Genomic DNA, 20,400 nt, shown 5'->3' with positions numbered 1-20,400 from the left:
TGCTTTTTTTATCGTCTAAAATAGCGTTCTGTCTTTTCGCTCACTTCCCTTTACTTTTTTGTTTATCTTTGTTGTGTTAGCTAGAGCTTGTTGATTTGCTGCAATTTCTGCCTTGTGCTAAGCGATTTCCGCTACTCAATCTTTGATCACTTATTTATCCTGATTGGTATAAAACCGTCTTGAAAGACCAATTTGCGAAGCATGTATAAATGGTATTAAATCTGTTTTACTTGATTTAATGCCTGCTTGATTAGCTTATAATCGAGTTAAGCAGATGATATGAGAGATTTATAATGAGTATAGAACAACGTAAAGTTAAGGTATGGGATTTTCCCACTCGCCTATTTCATTGGGCGATGGTGTCTTTACTTGCAAGTTTATGGTGGACGGCAGATATTGGTGAAATGCAGTGGCATCAAGTGTTAGCTTATGTGCTGATGGTGCTCATTGTATTCAGAATTGTTTGGGGATTTGTCGGGAGCGAGACTTCACAGTTCCGTCAGTTTTTTGTGTCACCTAAAAAAGTGATTGATTACACCTTAACTGAGCCTAAACCTAGGTCACTTGGCCATAATCCTTTAGGGGGTTATATGGTAGTCGCCTTGCTCAGTTTGTTGTTAGTACAATTGACTACAGGTTTGTTCGCAACGGATGAAATTTTTACAGAAGGGCCGCTGATCTATCTAGTGTCTGCTGATACAGCTTCTTGGTTAACATGGTTGCATAAAACAAATTTTAACATCATTTTAGCGTTTGCTGCTATCCATGTACTTGCGGTAATTGTGCACGTGATCAAAGGGGATAACATTTTAAAAGCCATGTTTAGTGGCTACAAACAAGTTAATGAGCCCGTTGTTGCGCCTCGATTACGGCCAATTTGGTTGGCGTTTATCTTAGGTGTGGCGATTTTTGCGTTAATTTGGTGGTTACTTCTTGAACCCGTAGTAAGGTTTTTATAATACTAAGTGATGGGCGCGTTATCGCGTTATTTTGGCTAAATTCTAGATATTGTCTTTCATGTTAAATAATAAAGCCCATCATCAATGGGCTTTATGTTACGTGTAATATCATCGACTATCGTAAATGCTAATCTTTTTTGTATACGTCGTGACAGCCTTTACAGCTTTTACCAGTGTTAGCAAACGCTTGCTTGATTTGATTTTGGTCGCTTGATTTTGCCGCGATGGCTAATGCTGCAGCATGATCTTGAAACGCCGTCATCTTGCTGTCGAAGTCTGCTTTGTCTTGCCAAACTTTTGCCAGCGCTTCAGTGTCTCCTTGATCTGATCCCGCGATAAAACCTTCATGAGGTAATTTAGCCAGTGCTGCAACGTTATCTGCACGGCTGCTAAATACGCTCGCATCAAATGGTTTTTTACCTTTTAGCATCGCACCCATATCGCCAAAATTGTATGCGATTAAGCTAAATGCAGATTGACGGTATTTAATCGCATCTGCGGGTTCTTCGAAGTTATTTGCTATTGCAGCAGGAATGATTATTGCTGTTGCGAGCATTGCAAGTAATGTCTTTTTCATCGTGATCCTTCTCTTCTTTCTTGTAATAGCAAGGGTTCCATAAGCACTCATTGATACCTGTTACACATATTTAGCATCGGTAAATATGTGTAACAAGTCACAGTTTATTCTACACAATTTTATTGTCAGTATGCGATATGTTTTCTCAATCGTTACCACAATAGTACTTTTGCAAAGTACAGAGGTTAATTGATACACTTGTACTGTTTCGGCATTACTACAAAGAGAATAAAAAATTATGCGTGCCAACTGGAATTTAGTTGTAGATAAAATATTGTCTCATGCAAATGAAGACGATTTATCGGTATTATTTCAATTATTACTAACAGAAGAAGAACGCAGCGCTGTATCAGGTCGTTTGCAGGTGTTTCAGACACTTTTGCAGGGGGAGTTAAGCCAGCGACAAATCGCATCTGAGCATCAAGTGAGTATTGCAACGATTACGCGCTGCTCAAATTATTTAAAGAATATGTCTGCCAGTCAGCGAGAAAAAGTCAGAAAGTTAATTCTTGACTAATACCAACCTACATTAGCATTGCTATCTTGTTGCGAAGATAGTCAGTGCGCTTTCGCGGTGTTTTTGAGGGGATAATGCATTATATACCCGCTTCTGCTTTGTTCTACTTCTTACATCTATGCAGTTATAGGTTAAGAAAGTGAGTAAAGAATAGCGCTTTTATAGGTTAAGAAAGTGAGTAAAGAATAGCGCTTTGGGCTTTATAACTGACCCCATTACAGCGTTACATAATTGTATAGGGCTTGCTATGCTGCGCTAAATAGTACTCTTTTAACTAAATTACTGATTTAATTAAACAACTGATTTAATTAAACAACTGATTTAATTAAACAACTGATTTAATTAAATCTCTGGGTAACAAACCCCTTTTAAATTGCCTTTTGTCTTTTTCACCGCGCTAATGCAATTTTAGCGAGAGTAAGCATTTTGCCGATGCCTAATCAACCTCAGCTCTGGATAACAAACGCCTTTCAAGCAGTCCTTTGCCTTCCTCACTGCGTTGAATTAACTTGCAATAGGCTAGCTATTGACGCGTTAATTCGCCTTGTTAGCAAAACAAATCACAAGCTTGACAGTGGATTTTAGTCAATCTATTGATTTATATCATTATCAATACATCTCTTATCCAGAGTTGAGGTTAATCAAAAAACGTTAGACGCATTTTGAGTGGTCACCTATATGAGTGCTCATCTATGAATGCAGATTAGCATAACATATTGATTTCTCGCACTATCAATACATCTCTTGTCCCACGCTCAGGCATGTAACATTTGCAGTGTATTTTCTATTGCCTGATCCCTTTAGGGTACTTGTGATGTCGGAAGCTTGAACGTCGCATTAATAAATATGCGCCATAAGTTGCTAAACATAATGCAAACAAAGTACTAGAGTCTCTAGGATAAAACCGATAAAGACTGAGCGCTGAAAATACATATATAAATGGCATCAAGCCGTAGAGTAACTCAGGCATCGACCCGACCTTACGTTTTCGTTTAGGGTCGGTACGACGGTTTTTTGAGCGTAAGTTATAGATGTGTGCACCGTATAAGTACACTACAATTGACACGACTAACGTATAACTTGGTTCGAGTAAAAAAATACTTGTAATACCCACAACCATATAGCTATAAGGTAGTAATTCGTATACAGGTTTAATTAACATAAGCACTCCGTCGCTATGTATTAATTATTATATGAGAAGGCAATTAGCGAGGATCTTCATAACCTTGTTGTCCATTACGGTTGATGAGGATAAGTCTGACTAATTGCGATTAATTGCAAGTAAAGTATAACGTAAATAAAAAGGCACTGCCTAGCATTTAGACAGTGCCTTGATATTTTTTCAGACTTTCTTATGACTCAGCTGACAATCTTGTTAGCGTAATTAATGACAGCCGCAGCCACCATTTCCGTCACAACCTGGTTTTTCAGAGCCACACGAACCGTGTTCATGATCGTGCCCATGACTGCCACAGCCGCCTTCGGCATGAATATGTCCGTGAGCAAGCTCTTCTGGTGTTGCCTCTCTTACTGCAACGATTTCTACACTAAAATGTAATGCCTGTCCTGCTAAAGGATGGTTACCGTCTACCACAATTACATCATCTTTTACTTCGGTAACTTGTACTGGACGTTGGCCTAATTCGGTTTCTGCGATAAATCGCATACCTGGGATAATATCTTCGATATCGCCAAATGCACTGATGGGTACTTCTTGTTTAAGGCCTGGGTGATATTCACCGTAACCTTGAGCGGCAGGGATATTCGCTTCTACTTTTTCGCCAGCGGTTTTGCCTTCTAATACTGATTCAAGTCCTGGGATCAGATTTTCTGTACCGTGAAGGTAAACCATAGGTTCGCTTTCAAAAGAACTTTCGATCAATTCACCTTGCTCATCAGATAAGCGGTAATGAATCGTAACCGCTGCATGTTTTGTAATTTTCATATCGCCTCCAATTCGTGATGTGCGCATCATAACGTATTTTTACAGTAGTCTGCGACGGTAAACATCAGTTTTTGCTTATTCAATCACAGCTTTTTTATTTTTGTTGCCTAGTTGTAAAAAACGATTGGAGGTATCTTGAAAATAAATCACGTTATTTGGGATGGGCATTAATTTTTTCACAAGTTACGTCAAAAGCTTGGTTGTATGTACGGCCTGCGATCAACTTGGTGTCGAGCAGTTGACTTGTATGCTTTATAAAACAATGGATTATGATTTGTGTGTCGTGGGATTACGTTAACGTAAACACGGGATGTATAAACATTTTTGGGTTTTAATGTCGTTATTTTTAAATTGTGAAATTCATAATTAATTTAAATCAACTAAATTTTAAAAATAACTTACAAATAAACTGTAAGCAGGGGTTGACAAGTCTAGGCAAAAAAAGCAATTCTGTTAGCCAATGTGGATCAGCTATTTGAGCAACATACTTGTGTGTTAGCCAAATGAAAATAAGAGATTATTCAATGTTTACCCTTTTGCTCGTTGTAATTACTACCATTACAACCACCACTATTACCATAGTGGGGGCGGGCTGATTACACCCTAAAAGATTTGCACAACAAGCCCGCTTCCCACAATAGAAGCGGGCTTTTTTGTTTTAATTCAGGTTATTAAATTAAAGTTGCCATCATGGTATGGCAGGGAGATGTTGATGAAAGTAATGAAATTTGGCGGAACTTCGCTGGCGAATTGGTCTCGTTTTTCAATGGCAGCAGACATTATTGCTGAGTCTTCTGTGACAGAGCCTGTAGCAACGGTACTTTCAGCTCCTGCAACGATTACTAATGCATTGCTTGAAATGGTTGATTTAGCCGTGAGTCAGCAAAATTATCAGTCAGTGCTAGATCATATCAATCAGGTGTTTAACAGTTTGTTTAGCGAAGCATCTGCTTCGTTGCTCAGTGTTGAACAATATGAATTGTTGTCAGGCAAGCTCGCTGCGCAAATGTCGGTTTGGCAAGGCAAATTAAACGGCATTACATTACTTGGTGAATGCCCTGATAGCGTTAGAGCGCAAATTGTTGTCACTGGTGAGCGTTTGTCTGCGGCATTAATGGAGCAAGTGATGTTAGCAAAAGGGCTTACATCTGCACAATTAGACCCTGTTGCTTTATTTTTAGGCCAAGGGCAGCCGTTGGAGTCCGTGGTTGATATTGGTGTGAGTAAGCCGCGTTTTGCGCTATTACCATTAGATAAGCACCGTGTATGGGTTATGCCTGGTTTTACTGCCGCTGATGCTCATGGCAATGTGGTGACGTTAGGGCGTAATGGTTCAGACTATTCTGCCGCGGTGTTAGCTGCGTGTTTAGATGCATCATGTTGTGAGATTTGGACTGACGTTGACGGTGTTTATAACACTGACCCTCGCGTGGTTGCAGATGCCAAGCTTTTGTCTCAGTTGAGTTATCAAGAAGCGATGGAGCTGTCTTATTTTGGTGCAAAAGTATTGCATCCTAAAACGATTGCTCCTATTGCCCAGTATCACATTCCTTGCTACATAAAAAATAGCTTTAATCCTTCAGCTCCTGGTACGTTGGTATCTAATGAGGCAGATAAAACAGGCTTACAAGTTAAGGCTATTTCTAATCTCGATAATCAAACCATGTTTAACGTATCTGGCCCTGGGATGAAAGGCATGGTGGGTATGGCGAGCCGTACATTGGCTGCTATTTCTCGTAGTGGTATTTCTGTGTCGCTAATTACGCAAAGCTCGTCTGAATACAGTATCAGTTTTTGTGTGGCGACTCATGAGGCGAATAAAGCTAAGTGGGCATTAGAGCAAGAGTTTGAGCTTGAAATAAAAAATGAGTTGTTAGAACCCATTGAGCAACGTCAAGACCTGTCGATTGTATCGCTCATTGGTGACGGTATGAAAACCCATAAAGGGGTTGCCGCTAAGTTTTTCAGCGCTCTAGCTAAAGCGAGTGTGAATATTGTGGCAATTGCTCAGGGCTCATCTGAACGGTCAATTTCGACAGTGATCCAGCAGAAGAAGACTAAGCATGCAATTGGTGCCTGCCATCAGGCCTTTTTTGATGTACAGCAATATTTGGACGTGTTTTTAGTTGGAAGTGGCAATGTAGGTGCAGGTTTGTTGGATCAAATTAAACAACAAGCTGCCATGCTCAAAGAGTTGCATATTAGTATTCGAGTTTGCGGTATTGCCAACTCGCGCCAGATGCTTCTCAATAGCCAGGGAATAGACTTAAATGACTGGCAATCATTACTGGCTGAACAAGGCCAGGATTATGATTTGGCAAAATTACTTGAATGGGGGCAGGAGCAACAATTATTGAATCCTGTTCTTGTTGATTGTACTTCAAGTGAACTGGTTTCTGACTGTTATATTGACGTGATGAATGCTGGGTTCCATGTGGTGACTCCAAATAAAAAATCGAATACTCGTGACTATGCTTATTATCAAGCATTACGCCAAACCGCTTTGGCACAGCGTCGTCAATTTTTATATGAAACAACAGTCGGTGCGGGCTTACCTGTTATCGATAATTTGAAAAAGCTGCTTTATGCAGGTGATAAGTTACATAAGTTTAACGGCATTTTGTCGGGTTCTTTATCGTATATCTTTGGCATGTTAGATGAAGGGATGAGCTTATCTGAAGCCACAACCATCGCGCGTGAAAAATGTTTTACAGAGCCCGATCCTCGTGATGATCTAAGTGGTATGGATGTCGCGCGTAAAGTATTGATTTTAGCTCGTGAAGTGGGCTTACCTTTAGAGCTAAGCGACATTCATGTGGAATCTGTTTTACCCGCCACATTTGATGATTCTGGTGATGTAAACCAGTTTATGGCTAACTTACCTTCGTTAGATGCTGAAATATCTGCACGTGTAAATGCGGCTAAGGCTCAAGGTAAAGTACTTCGTTATGTCGGTCAAATTGATGATGGCCAATGCCATGTACGAATTATTGAGGTCGATGCAACCGATCCGCTATACAGTGTCAAAGGGGGCGAGAATGCGTTGGCGTTTTATAGTCGCTATTATCAACCCATCCCCTTTGTATTAAGAGGTTACGGTGCTGGTACTGCAGTTACTGCTGCAGGGGCGTTTGCTGATGTGTTGCGAACTTTAAATTGGACTCGTGAGGTTGGGCTATGAGTCAAACGATGAATGTAAGCCAAGAATTACTGACTGTATATGCTCCTGCATCAATGGGAAATGTTGGGGTAGGCTTTGATTTATTAGGGGCAGCATTAGCCCCTATTGATGGCTCACTGCTTGGTGATAGAGTCATGATCAGTAAGGCGAAGTCTGGTATTAATTTTAGCCAAATAGGTCAATGGGCTCATAAATTACCGTCGCAAGGCAAAGACAATATTGTGTACCAATGTGCTGAGTTTTTTTTACAAAAACTACAACGCGAAGATGGCGTCACTATCTGCTTAGAAAAAAACCTTCCAGTTGGCAGTGGGCTGGGGTCAAGTGCAAGCTCTGTGGTTGCCGCCCTCTATGCGTTAAATGAACATTTTGATCAACCATTTGATGAACAGGCGCTACTCGGATTAATGGGCGAGTTTGAAGGTAAAATTTCTGGCAGTGTCCATTATGACAATGTCGCCCCTTGTTATTTAGGTGGAATGCAATTAATGCTCAATGCACGTGATAAAGCATGTGCAGCTATTCCTAGTTTTGATAACTGGTATTGGGTAGTCGCTTACCCTGGCATATCGTTATCGACAGCCAAAATGCGTGAGTTATTACCCGCTCAATATGATAAGTCTGTTGCGATTGATTTTGGTCGCTATTTAAGTGCTTTTGTGCATGCGAGTTATCAACAAGATGCGTCATTAGCAATTGAGATGCTTAAAGATGTTTTAGCCGAACCTTATCGCGCTGCTGCGATTCCGGGTTATACCGAGGCGCGAGATGCATTAGCCGAGTTAGGCATGCTCACAACTGGCATTTCAGGGAGTGGCCCTACATTGTTTAGCGTGACAGACGATTTAGCGCTAGCAGAACAAGCCAAAGACTGGTTGATGAAACATTATATTTCACAACCTGGTGGTTTTGCTCATGTGTGTAAACTCGATCAATTAGGTACCCGCTGCGTGTAACCGTCGGTAGATATTATTTATTTTGAAATTGAAAAGGCAGTCGTAATGGAATTATATAACTTAAAACACCCATCTCAGGTAGTGAATTTCAGTCAGGCGGTACAACTGGGATTAGGCAAAGACAGAGGGTTGTTTTTTCCAAAATCGATCCCTAGGTTGGCTGATGTGGATGCATTGCTCGCTTTACCTTTTGCTCAAAGAAGCAAAAAGGTACTTGGCGCTTGGTTAGCAGATGAATTAGGTCAAGACAGTGTTGATAAGCTCGTTGATAATGCATTTACCTTTGATGTGCCATTAGTTAACGTCGATAAAAAACGTGCCTGTTTAGAGTTGTTTCATGGCCCAACACTGGCGTTTAAAGATTTTGGTGCTCGCTTTATGGCTCAATGCGTTAATTTGCTGGCGGGTGATAAAAAGCTGACAATTCTTACCGCCACCTCCGGTGACACTGGAGCCGCTGTAGCGGATGCATTTTATGGTTTAGATAAAGTCAACGTCATGGTGTTGTATCCGAAAGGCAAAATTAGTGAACTACAAGAAAAGATGTTCACTACATTAGGCAAAAATATTCACACTGTAGCGGTAACATCAGATTTTGATGCATGCCAGCATTTAGTTAAGCAAGCGTTTGATGACAGCGATGTTCGTGACGGTTTAGCTTTAAACTCCGCTAATTCAATCAATATTAGCCGTTTATTAGCGCAGATTTGTTATTATTTTGAGGCTGTCGCTCAAGCAAAAAAAGCCGGTAATGATGACATTGTGATGTCTGTACCCAGTGGTAATTTTGGTAATTTAACCGCAGGGTTGTTCGCCAAAGCAATGGGGCTGCCAATAAAGCGGTTTATCGCCGCCACTAACAGTAATGATACTGTACCTCGCTATTTACAAGATGGCGCATGGCAACCACATAAAACGGTTGCAACCATGTCAAACGCCATGGATGTGTCGGAGCCGAGTAACTGGCCACGTGTCGAGGCGATTTGCGAGCAAATGGGTTGGCCTTTATCGTTAGTGACGGGCATTGCTTTATCTGAGCATGATACAGCTGCTGCTTTAGCTCAACTCTATCAAGTTGGGTATCTTTCAGAGCCCCATGCAGCGATTGCTGCGCAGGCTTTAACCTTAGAGTTAACGGACGATGAAACTGGGATTTTTCTTGGCACAGCTCATCCAGCTAAGTTTAAAGATGTGGTTGATCAGCAATTAGCAATTGAATTGCCTCTACCTGTTGAACTAGCTGCAGTTGCTGAGAAGCCCATTTTATCTGCAGAATTAGAGGCTGATTTTGAGCAGCTAAAAGCGCATATGTTTTCTGTATTAAAATAACCTCTTGGCTCTGTTCTAACACCTAACACGCAACTGGTTTGCGGTTAGGTGTTTTTTTATATTCCAATATTATGATCTTGGTCATACCTCATTGTTAATATCCTAGTGTAGATTAGAAAAAGCGTTAATATTGGCTATTATTTATACATGGTTGTTTGCTAGAGAGATGACGGGAGAAGGTTATGTTGCAACGTTTAATGCGCGATCATAAGCATATTGCCATTTTGTTGAATATACTTTCAAATAAATTGGCTCGACTTGCAGATGGACATGGGGTTAATTTTAATCTTGTAAGGGATATCGTCGAGTATATGCAAAGCTATGCTGAGCATAGTCATCATCCATTAGAAGATATCATTTACGATTACTACAGTAACAAAGCTGGGTTGGCAAACTGCGGTCAATTATACAATGAACATCATCGCTTAGCTGAAGCCTCTGGTTCATTGATTTACAGTCTAAATATGATTTTGTCCGATGTTGTCATTTCCCGTGAGAAATTGATTAAAGATCTAAAAGACTATATTCAATTACAACAATTACATATGGATTATGAAGAAAGAGAAGTGTTTCCGCTATTTGAGAACACGTTAGATGACAATGATTGGGATAGAGTTTCTGTATTATGTCAGCAACGACTTGTTGATGATCCGTTGTTTAATGATAATGATAAATCGATGTTTGAGGATTTACGGGCTTACATTGATAAAGTAGACAAGACTTTTTAAATCTATCGCAATAACAAAAAGAGCGCATTCAGCGCTCTTTTTATGTGATGTTAGCGACAACCAAAGATTGTCTATTATTACCATTAGAGAACTAATGTACTAACATCGAAATCGAATGAATCATCGATATCTTGTAATTCCTTGAGCAAACGCTGTTTATCTTTAATGGCTTCAATCTCACGCCATTTGCGTTTTTTGGACGAGCTTTTTGAGCGGCTTGGTCTTTCAACAACTTCGTCTAGCGCACCACCATAGTCTAATCGATCCATGGTAACCTCCCTTGTTATTATGATGTCTCTCAATGAATAAGTATCATATTTCAACTATAGGGTGCAATACTTGTGTTGCAATTACGTTACTAAAAAATCACAGTTTAGTGAATTTGATCCGAGCCACAAATAAAAATGCCGTTCATAGCATGCTGAACGGCATTTTTCATAAAGCAGTGTTTGCAGTATCAATGATGACTATAACTGACCTTTTCGATACAGGTTAATAAGTGCATTACTTGAACTGTCCAACTCTGTGGCGTTTTTGTCTGCACCTATACGCGCTAAAACATCATTACCCAGTTGCTTACCTAACTCAACACCCCATTGGTCAAATGAATTAATTTGCCATATCGCACCCTGAACAAAAGTTCTGTGTTCATATAACGCAATTAAGGCACCTAAAGTTGTAGGGGTTAATTTATCCATTAATAACGTATTGCTTGGTTTATTACCTGGCATTACTTTATGTTTGGCGATAAGAGATTTCTCTTGTTCATTAAGCTTGCTGTGATTAAGCTCGGCTAATGCTTCGTCATAAGTTCTGCCTTGCATTAATGCTTGGGTTTGCCCAAAACAATTTGATGCAAGTTGATCGTGATGCTCACCTAACGGATTATGGCTTTGTAGTGGCATAATAAAGTCAGCAGGAATTAATGCTGTACCTTGATGTAGCAACTGATGATAAGCATGTTGACCGTTGGTGCCTTCACCACCCCAAATCACTGGGCCAGTGCTGTAATCGACATCTGTGCCATCTAGAGTGACCGATTTACCATTACTTTCCATATCTAGCTGTTGGAAGTAAGCAGGTAGACCGCGAAGGTAATGGTCATAGGTCAAAATGACGTGTGATTGAGCACCATGAAAATTACCATACAGCACAGATAACATCGCCATTATTACGGGCATGTTCTGTTCAAGTGGAGTATGAGCAAAATGCTCATCCATTTGATGAGCGCCATCGAGTAAGGCTTTAAAGTTATCCATGCCAACGAGTAGAGCGATGGGTAAACCTATGGCTGACCATAGTGAATAACGGCCGCCAACCCAGTCCCACATTGGGAAAATGTTGTTAGCATCCATACCAAACTCGGTTGCTTTAGCCACATTTGAGGTTACTGCTACAAAGTGCTTAGCGATATCTTGTTGAGATGCGCCTTGTGCTAAAAACCACTCTTTAGCACTCAATGTATTTGTCAGTGTTTCTTGGGTGCCAAAAGACTTAGACGACATCACAAATAAGGTCGTTTCTGCATTTAAGCCTTTAAGCTTCTCGCAAATCGAGGTTGCGTCAACGTTGGCAACAAAGTGGCAATTAAGCCCTGCTTGCCAATAGGGTCTTAATGCTTGAGAGACTATTTTAGGCCCAAGGAATGAGCCGCCAATACCAATGCTAACAACATCAGTGATGGCTTTACCTGTGTAGCCTTTCCATTGCCCTGATTGAACAGACTCTACAAACCCAGCCATTTTAGCCAGTGTTTGTTGTACTTCAGGCACAATATTGGCGCCTTCAGTAATGATCTGTTGATTTGGCTTGCTTCTCAAGGCTGTGTGTAATACTGAGCGTTGCTCAGTATTGTTTATCACATCACCTTTAAACATCGCTGTGATTTTGTCTGCTAAGTTGGCTTCTTTGGCCAGTGCAAAAAGCAATTCAAGCGTGTCGTTGTTGATACGGTTTTTAGAATAATCTAAAAACAGCCCACAAGCCTTAACACTCATTTGCTCAAAACGTTGTGGGTTTTGAGCAAACAATTCACGCATATGAGGCAATTGGCTTGTGTGAGCCTGTAATGCTTTCCACGTAGTGCTTTGAGTGAGTGTAGTCACGAGTCAAATCTCCTAGTGTTTAGCTTAATTTTGCTTTTAACATAACTTCGAGTTTGCCCTGATCGATGGCGAAGTTACGAATACCTTCTGCTAACTTGTCAACAGCCATTGGATCTTCATTAAAGTCCCAGCGGAATTGCTCTTCTGTGAGGGCGGTTGGTGCAGCAACGGTAGAGGTTGTTGCTACTAATTTACGGCTAATTGTCACATCAGCGTTTGCCAATTCTTCAAGTAATGCAGGCCCAATAGTTAAGCGATCACAACCGGCTAATTCGATAATTTCACCAATGTTTCTGAAGCTTGCACCCATCACAACAGTGTTATAGCCATGCTGCTTGTAGTAGTTATAAATTTCGGTCACTGAAACCACACCAGGATCGGTTTCAGCGGTATAATCTTGACCTGTGTCTTTTTTATACCAGTCTAAAATACGGCCTACAAAAGGCGAAATGAGATATACACCGGCTTCAGCACACGCTCTTGCTTGAGCGAAACTAAATAGTAAGGTGAGGTTACAGTTAATGCCTTCTTGCTCTAATTCTTTTGCTGCGCAAATACCTTCCCAAGTTGAAGCCAACTTAATAAGAATGCGTGACTTATCAATACCTGCTTCTTGATATAGTTTGATTAGCTTATGCGCTTTATCAACAGAGCGTTGTTTATCGAATGACAGGCGAGCATCTACTTCAGTAGAAATACGGCCAGGTACTAATTTTAAAATTTCAACACCGATGTTAACTGCAAGTTTGTCACCCGCATCTTCGATTTGTTGTTCAATACTGTCACTTTGTGTTTTAGCCCATGCAATAGCATTATCAATAAGAGGTGCATATTCTGGGATTTGAGATGCTTTTAAAATTAATGATGGATTCGTTGTTGCATCTTCAGGCTGGTAACGCTTAATTGCCTCTATATCGCCTGTATCAGCAACGATGGTCGTGAATGATTTGAGTTGCGCGAGTGTGTTGGCCATGAAATTTCCTCTCGATAAGCAATTAATATAAAACTATAGCGTTATTAGAAGCGATTTTGAGGATTATTCCAACTTAATTTGTAAAAAAATTACGAAATACCCCATTATTTTCGCTCTATTTCGGCGGATATTGTTGCTAAATAGACAGAATTGGTTAACCAAATTGAAAGGTGCTTGCAACTCTGGCACTGCAACACCAGTGATAATCACTGTTGTATTCATTTTAGGTTGTTCTGAAAACAAAAAAGCCGCTGCAAGCAGCGACTTTTAAGTGTAGCGTATAATTGTGACAATTAACGCATTACTGGGCGTTTCTCTGTGCCGGTAACAATCGCTTCGATACGACGGTTTACGCGGTTAGCTTCTTCAGAGTTACCTTGCATAACTGGTTTAGTCACACCATAACCGATTGAACTGATACGGGTCGTTTTAATACCGTATTTGTTGTTCAATGCATTGGCAACTGCAACAGCACGACGCTCAGAAAGCTTCATGTTGTATGCTGGTTTACCTACGTTAGAAGCATGGCCTTCAATAGATACAGTGTGTTGTGGGTATTTGTTTAAGTGGTCTGCTAATTTTTCTAAATCAGCATATGAACCAGCACGGATTTCAGCTGAATCATTAGCAAATAAAATACCACCTAAGTCATACTTAGTTGTTACGTTTTCATAAACAGTACAACCAGTTGCATCAACTTTATGTGTCATTGGAGTATCTGGACATTTGTCGATGTTGTTCGTTACGCCATCTTTGTCATCATCGCCAGGTGCCGCAGCAACAACAGGGGCAACAACAGGTGCTGCAACAGGAGCCGCTTCAGTACCGAAACGGTAGCTTAATGCTAATCCCCAGTAGTTACTGTCCATGCGTAAGTTATTTAATACACTCGCATCTAGACCTTCGTAACGGCGATATTTAGCTTGAACTTTTAAGTTGCTAGTTACATTGTAATCAACACCAGCACCAACGAATAAAGCGATATCTGATTCACTTAAGTTCTCGCCATTAATTTCTTTTTTGTTTTCTAGCAGGTAGCTATATGCACCAAGCTCAGAAGAAAGAGCCCATTTATCTGCTAGAGGGTAAAAACCTACAACACCAAGACTCACACCAGCTGCGCCAACATCGTACATGTTGTTGTCAGAACCAGTCCAGTCAGCATTGCCTAGATCACGGTATCCTAATTCGATACCCATATATTCGTTAAATAAATAACCACCGAACACATCCCAAGCATATGGGTCATCTTCACCACATGTTAGTGCATCATCGCAGTTGTGCTGGTAATTGTTGACGCCTAATCCACCACCAACATACCAAGGAGTAAGTTGTTCTGCTGCTGTAGCAGCTAAAGGTAACATTGAGGTGAGTAATACTACTTTTAATGTGTTCTTCATCATAATTTTTAGTCCATTGTTATTTTACTCCACCATACATGCATGTAACGGAGTTGTTAGGGTCATGCATTACTGACACTTAGCGTGGTGATTCTTTGTGTTTTAGTCAGCGGCGCAATTATGGGCTGTAATTAGATGTTTTTCCATAGTAAAAAGGATTAATTTTTTGTAATGGTCAATTTAACGGCGCTGTAAAAATAATGGTGATTAAATGAAATGTTAAATAAAAACAATCATTAAGTTTAATGTCAGTGCTTGAGAATGATGAAATATGGGTGGAAAATATCGTCAGTAATTTTAATGAGTTAATTAAATAAATTCGGTTTTATTCGATTTTTTGAGGGGTTAAAACAGAAATACGCCTTAATGGCGTATTTCTGTTAGCTATATAGACGAGAATTAACGTGTCCATACCCAGTTTTCTATTTCTTCTGGATCCACACCATTGGCTTTGATGTAGTTTTTATGGTCGACTAAACGTTGCAACATATCGGTGGTGATGGCCACATGTTGTGTTTCATCAATCACCCCTTGTTGGAATAGCTTATAAGCCATATCAATCACCAAATGGTAACGAGAAGTACCGTTACGCACACCCATATCAAATGGGGTTGTGGTTGAACCTTCTTCCTCATAGCCTTTAATGCGGAAGCGGCGGTTACCCTTATAGTCAAATACGAGCTTTTTGATGGTATTTGGGTAGCCGTGATAGTTGAATACCACGCCCTTATCTTCAGTGAAGACTTCATCCATCATCCAAGGCTTGCTTTGGAACTTAAGGCTTCCTAAGCCGCTGCTGTGAAGTTCCGATACACTCACAAAACGGATGCGTACTCTTGGTAAAATCTCGCGGATTAGCACTAATGATGCCATACACTCTTGAGTCGCATAGTCACCACAACCTGCAAGCACGACATCAGGATTTTCATCAGAGGCGAAATCCCACACCATCACCCCATCTTTTGCTTGCTTGCGAGCTTCGTCCAGTGATAACCACTGTGGTAATGACTTTTTACCGGCAACAATAATATTTAACTTATCTCGGTCGGCGTAAGCACGCTCTGTGTATACCAAGGTGCTGTTTGCATCTGCTGGCAAGTATGCTGAAATAATGTCAGGGTGCTTCTCTAACATAGCGCCTAAGAATGACGGGTTCTGGTGAGAATAACCGTTGTGATCTTGACGCTCTAGTAATGAAGACAATACTACGTTACATGCTGGGATTGGCTTACGGAAATGGATGCCTTGGCTTGCGTGGACATATTTACAATATTGATCCGCCATTGAAGACACGACTTGTGAGAATGCCTCATAAGTTGGGAACATACCATGACGACCCGTGACCGTGTAACCGTGTAGCATACCAAATAATAGGTTTTCAGATAGCAACTCAATTACGCGGCCGTCACGAGACATGTCTTCGTCCCAGCTTTCAATTGGCCACTGCCAAGCGCGGTCTGTTTCTTCAAATACCGCTTGTAGCTGATTTGAGTAAGTTTCGTCTGGACTGAAAATACGTAAATTACGTTGATCGCGATTGAGTTTAAATGCGTCACGCATCCACTGGCCCATTTTTAGCATAGAGTAACCACGTTGGCCGCGCGGCGTTTCTGCACCATAACTCAGTTTTGTTAGATCTGGATTGGCAAGCGCACGAACCACTTCGCCACCATAACTTAAACGCTGGCGGCCACAGCATAGCTCTTTGGGTGGTATTAATGACAAAATGTCTTTATCAAATACCAGTTCACCTGCTTCTGTGGTTTGCACCAATTCTTCAAACTTGTAACTGGCTAACCATGCATCAAGCGCAGCAAGGTGACCTTTATCTTTAGCGCAGTTGTTGACAATAACTTGGTGAGATTCGCAGTTACCTTCGAGTTTTTTACCATCGTATTCAGATGTACCCGTCCAACCTTTTGCAGTGCGCATTAAAATAACTGGCCAACGAGGTTTAACCACATCTTCGCCTGAGCGTGCGCGGCGCTGAATGTCATTAATCATCTCATAGGATAAATCCATTGCTGCTGTCATTTGTTCAAAAATGTCAGTTTCTAACTGGTCATCAACGATAATCGGATGGTAGCCCAAACCACGAAATTCAAGATCTAACTCTTCATGGCTCATACGACCCATACGTGTAGGTCCTGAAATCTTATAACCATTGATATGTACTATCGGCAATACCGCACCGTTATTTGCTGGAGAGACTAAACGATTAGCATACCAAGACGCCGCTAAAGGACCTGTTTCAGCCTCGCCATCGCCAATGAGGCAGGCGGCAATTAAATTTGGATTATCTAGTACAGAGCCCCAAGCAACAGAGAGTGAATAACCTAGTTCACCCCCTTCTAAAATTTGTCCAGGTGCCTCAGGATTAGCATGAGATGGGTACCCATAGGCAGCAGAGAATTTTTTACAAATGTCTTCGATACCGGTTTCAGTATACGGGATGGTGTCTGGATAGAAGTGGCTAAGTGAGCCCTCAACAAATAAATTTGCCTGAACGGCAGGAAAACCGTGTCCTGGGCCAACAAGGTAAATGAATTCACGCTTATGTTTAACGATGAGGCGGTTTACGTTGGCATAGACAAAGTTAATACCAGGGCAGGTGCCCCAATGACCAAGTAAGCGTGGTTTGATATCAGTATGTTGTAAAGGACGCTTGTAAAGTACGTTTTGCTTTAAATAAATCTGTGAAGTGGCAAGGAAGTTAGTGGCTCTTACATATTTCTTTAGCGCTGTGATCTCAGTTGAGTTAGTCATAATGACCTCGATTAAAAGTGAAAATAGTGAATTAACTTTCTTGGAGAACACTGTATCCGTAATTTAGTTACAATAATGTGGCCTTTATCTAACTTTTGAGTAATGAAAGTGATGTGAGATCGCACTTTGGGCTGTTATCGCGCTAATTACTTGAAATTAAGTAACGATTTAACGGCGTTTTATGAATAGAGCATTAATAATAGAAGTGATAAAGTGTGATGGAAGTCACTTGTCAATTTTTGTTTTAATTGTGTTATCTGAACGTGTCATTTACTTCAGAAAAATATCTGGTAGGTAACATCTTCTTTGCATTCAAAGGCCTCACAAAACTATCCCTATGAATATGCACACTTTAGCTTTTATAATGACTAATTCACTTCGGTAATCTTGAAAGCAGTTTGCACAGTGACGTGCTCAGTCTGTTTTGATGCAAATAAAATCGGGTAATGCCTGATATAAAAAAATAACCTTATAACGAGGAAGATAGAACAATATGGCAATGTTAGAAACGATTGTTAATTTCATGAACAGTTTGCTTTGGGGCAAATTGTTGGTTTATGGCCTGGTGGGCGCGGGTCTATTTTTTACTATTCGTCTTGGCTTTATCCAGCTTACTCACTTTGTGCACGGTATTAAGGTGCTAGCAATTAGTCGTCGTCCTGGTAAGCATGGTTTATCATCATTTCAGGTTTTTTGTACCAGTATGGCCGCCCGTGTAGGCGCGGGTAATATGGCTGGTGTGGCAGTAGCCATAGGTACCGCAGGGCCAGGGGCCGTATTTTGGATGTGGGCTATTGCTGTATTAGGTATGGCAACCGCCATGATTGAGTCAACATTAGCACAGGTTTATAAAGTTAAAGACGGCGATGGCCAATACCGTGGTGGCCCAGCTTATTATATGGAAAAAGGCTTAGGGCAACGGTGGATGGGGATATTATTCTCATTTTTCCTCATCTTGGCATTTGGGTTAGTTTTTAATGCTGTGCAAGCCAATACTATTACCGGTGCAATGACACAAGTATTTGGTTTTGAACCTATCTACGTCGGCATTGGTATTGTGATATGCAGTGCATTTGTCATTGTCGGTGGTTTAAAGAAAGTTGCTAAAGCCTCAGAATTAATTGTACCTGTGATGGCGATTGCCTACATTACTATCGCTTTTGTTGTGGTTGCAATGAATCTTGAAAAGTTACCTGACGTATTTATGTTGGTCATTAACAGCGCATTTGGTTGGCAAGAAGCCGCAGCTGGTGGTGTTGCATACAGTGTTGCTCAGGCAATGCAAGCGGGTATTGCGCGAGGCTTATTTTCAAACGAAGCCGGTATGGGTAGTGCGGCAAACGTGGCGGCGAGTGCATCGCCAAATCCTAACCATCCAGCCTCTCAAGGGTTTGTGCAAATGATGGGCGTGTTTGTCGACACGATTGTGATATGTACTGCAACAGCGGCAATTATTTTATTATCTGGTGATGCTGCAGCGGGATCTGACGGAATTGCTAAAACCATTAGTGCATTAACCAGTCATGTCGGTGATTGGGGTGGGGCATTTATTGCGTTTGCGATATTACTATTTTGTTTTACTTCGATTATTGCTAACTACTCCTATGCTGAAACCAATGTGATGTTCTTGTCTGGTAACAGCAAAAAAGCATTACCGATTTTTCGTTTAGTGGTTTTAGGTATGGTGATGTTTGGCTCACTGGCAAAAATCAGTTTAGTGTGGGACTTAGCGGATGTGTCGATGGGGTTAATGGCAATTGTCAACTTAGTTGCACTGGTCTTATTATCTGGCTTGGCGATACGAGTGATTAATGATTATCGAGAGCAAGTTGATGCGGGTATTGATCCTAAGTTTGATACCAGTAAGTTTCCAGAATTGGCCGATCAATTAGAAGAAAAAATTTGGCCTAACTCTACCGAACCTGTCAACAAATAATATTTGTAGGTTAAGGTAATCGAAAAAACCATGCTATTTCAGCATGGTTTTTTTATGTCAGTTCAGTATTATAACGCCATGATTTTATTTGGAGTGCACTTATGCTGGTTTTAATATCACCTGCAAAAACATTGGATTTCGACAATCCTCCAATCACTAATACCTTTACTCAAGCCCCATTACTGAAACAAAGCCAGGCGTTAATTGACGTGTGCCGAGAACTAACGCCAATGGACATTGCCAGCTTGATGAAAGTGAGTGATAACATTGCTGGATTAAACGCGGCACGATTTGCAGACTGGCAGCCTCCATTTACTCTTGATAATGCTAAGCAAGCTATTTTTGCATTTAGAGGCGATGTATACACAGGATTTGATGCAGATAGCTTATCTCAGTCGCAAGTTGACGCTAGCCAAAAGCACTTACGGATATTGTCTGGCTTATACGGTTTACTTAAACCGCTTGATTTAATTCAGCCATATCGTTTAGAGATGGGGACTAAGTTAGCTAACCCTAAAGGCAGCAATCTCTATGCTTTTTGGGGGGAAACCATTACCGAAGAAGTGAATAAAGCGTTAAAAGAGCAGGGCGACGATATTGTTGTCAATCTTGCATCCAATGAATACTTCAAGTCGGTTAAGGTTAATCAATTGGCTGGGCAGTTAATTACACCAGTATTTAAAGACTGCAAGAAGGGCCAGTATAAAGTCATTAGTTTTTATGCCAAAAAAGCGCGTGGATTAATGGCGCGTTATATTGTTGACACCCAACCTAAAAGCATAGAACAACTGACTCAGTTTGATCTTGAGGGTTACTACTACAGCCAAGAGCAGTCGACGCCAACTGAACCGGTATTTTTACGCGACGAACAACACTAGCCAACGTTGGTATTTGATTACCTGAATTCCAGATGATAAATGCCTTGCAAATAGTTTGTGTTTCTCAGTGTTGAATGAACACTGTTTATCATAATCAAGTTATCTTTTATCCAGAGATTAGATAGGCAATAAAAAGCCCCTAGTTAAACG

General features: G+C 40.8%; 16 protein-coding genes. 8 read left to right on the top strand and 8 right to left on the bottom strand.

From position 1 onward, the window contains the following. Positions 1–293: 293 nt before the first annotated feature. Positions 294–959, top strand: a complete 666-nt coding sequence (locus L2703_RS06435) for a cytochrome b/b6 domain-containing protein (RefSeq protein WP_248970298.1) — start codon at positions 294–296, stop codon at positions 957–959. A gap of 127 nt (positions 960–1,086) precedes the next feature. Here the strand turns inward: L2703_RS06435 and L2703_RS06430 are convergent, their stop codons facing one another. After that, positions 1,087–1,536 carry a c-type cytochrome gene (locus L2703_RS06430; RefSeq protein ID WP_248970297.1) on the bottom strand — a complete coding sequence of 150 codons (450 nt, stop codon included), beginning with the start codon at positions 1,534–1,536 and terminating at the stop codon, positions 1,087–1,089. 238 nt (positions 1,537–1,774) lie between these two features. Between L2703_RS06430 and trpR the strand changes: the two genes are divergently transcribed. Next, a complete protein-coding gene (gene trpR / locus L2703_RS06425; protein ID WP_248970296.1) occupies positions 1,775–2,053 on the top strand; it encodes a trp operon repressor in 279 nt (92 codons plus the stop codon). A gap of 784 nt (positions 2,054–2,837) precedes the next feature. Here trpR and L2703_RS06420 read toward each other — a convergent pair. Beyond that, positions 2,838–3,215 (bottom strand): hypothetical protein, encoded by a 378-nt coding sequence (locus L2703_RS06420; RefSeq protein ID WP_248970295.1) that lies wholly within the window; start codon positions 3,213–3,215, stop codon positions 2,838–2,840. A gap of 222 nt (positions 3,216–3,437) precedes the next feature. Then, a complete protein-coding gene (gene slyD / locus L2703_RS06415) occupies positions 3,438–3,998 on the bottom strand; it encodes a peptidylprolyl isomerase (protein WP_248970294.1) in 561 nt (186 codons plus the stop codon). Between the two features lie 712 nt (positions 3,999–4,710). Here slyD and thrA point away from each other — a divergent pair. The 4 genes from thrA (at position 4,711) to L2703_RS06395 (ending at position 10,192) form a co-directional block, all read left to right on the top strand. Then, a complete protein-coding gene (gene thrA / locus L2703_RS06410; RefSeq protein WP_248970293.1) occupies positions 4,711–7,179 on the top strand; it encodes a bifunctional aspartate kinase/homoserine dehydrogenase I in 2,469 nt (822 codons plus the stop codon). Continuing rightward, entirely contained in the window at positions 7,176–8,135 is a 960-nt protein-coding gene (thrB, locus tag L2703_RS06405; RefSeq protein WP_248970292.1) for a homoserine kinase, read from the top strand. Before thrA ends, thrB begins: the two co-directional genes overlap by 4 nt. A 45-nt stretch (positions 8,136–8,180) precedes the next feature. Further along, positions 8,181–9,464, top strand: coding sequence for a threonine synthase (thrC, locus tag L2703_RS06400; RefSeq protein ID WP_248970291.1), 1,284 nt, complete (start codon positions 8,181–8,183; stop codon positions 9,462–9,464). A 182-nt stretch (positions 9,465–9,646) separates the two neighbouring features. Then, positions 9,647–10,192: a hemerythrin domain-containing protein gene (locus tag L2703_RS06395; protein WP_248970290.1), complete on the top strand. Its 546-nt coding sequence runs from the start codon at positions 9,647–9,649 to the stop codon at positions 10,190–10,192. 83 nt (positions 10,193–10,275) lie between these two features. Here L2703_RS06395 and L2703_RS06390 read toward each other — a convergent pair whose 3' ends face one another. The 5 genes from L2703_RS06390 to L2703_RS06370 all read right to left on the bottom strand — a co-directional run bounded on the left by L2703_RS06390 (position 10,276) and on the right by L2703_RS06370 (position 17,436). Beyond that, positions 10,276–10,461: a DUF3545 family protein gene (locus L2703_RS06390; protein WP_160053078.1), complete on the bottom strand. Its 186-nt coding sequence runs from the start codon at positions 10,459–10,461 to the stop codon at positions 10,276–10,278. Positions 10,462–10,659: 198 nt separating this feature from the next. Then, complete coding sequence (gene pgi / locus L2703_RS06385; RefSeq protein ID WP_248970289.1) at positions 10,660–12,297, bottom strand: glucose-6-phosphate isomerase; 1,638 nt, start codon at positions 12,295–12,297, stop codon at positions 10,660–10,662. A 19-nt stretch (positions 12,298–12,316) separates the two neighbouring features. Beyond that, positions 12,317–13,270: a transaldolase gene (gene tal / locus L2703_RS06380; RefSeq protein WP_248970288.1), complete on the bottom strand. Its 954-nt coding sequence runs from the start codon at positions 13,268–13,270 to the stop codon at positions 12,317–12,319. Positions 13,271–13,563: 293 nt separating this feature from the next. Then, positions 13,564–14,673, bottom strand: a complete 1,110-nt coding sequence (locus L2703_RS06375; protein ID WP_248970287.1) for an OmpA family protein — start codon at positions 14,671–14,673, stop codon at positions 13,564–13,566. A gap of 396 nt (positions 14,674–15,069) precedes the next feature. Continuing rightward, positions 15,070–17,436 (bottom strand): phosphoketolase family protein, encoded by a 2,367-nt coding sequence (locus tag L2703_RS06370; RefSeq protein ID WP_248970286.1) that lies wholly within the window; start codon positions 17,434–17,436, stop codon positions 15,070–15,072. A gap of 499 nt (positions 17,437–17,935) precedes the next feature. On the opposite strand from L2703_RS06370, the gene L2703_RS06365 reads away from it, so the two are divergent. Together L2703_RS06365 and yaaA are read left to right on the top strand one after the other, a co-directional pair. After that, on the top strand, positions 17,936–19,372 hold the full coding sequence (locus L2703_RS06365) for an alanine/glycine:cation symporter family protein (RefSeq protein ID WP_248970403.1): 1,437 nt from the start codon (positions 17,936–17,938) through the stop codon (positions 19,370–19,372). A gap of 101 nt (positions 19,373–19,473) precedes the next feature. Beyond that, complete coding sequence (gene yaaA, locus L2703_RS06360) at positions 19,474–20,250, top strand: peroxide stress protein YaaA (protein ID WP_248970285.1); 777 nt, start codon at positions 19,474–19,476, stop codon at positions 20,248–20,250. Positions 20,251–20,400: the final 150 nt, after the last annotated feature.

It is taken from the genome of Shewanella basaltis (assembly GCF_023283885.1).
Taxonomy (GTDB): domain Bacteria; phylum Pseudomonadota; class Gammaproteobacteria; order Enterobacterales; family Shewanellaceae; genus Shewanella; species Shewanella basaltis.
The sequence above is the reverse complement of the archived record's forward strand: the minus strand, read 5'-3'. Positions and strand labels throughout refer to the sequence as shown.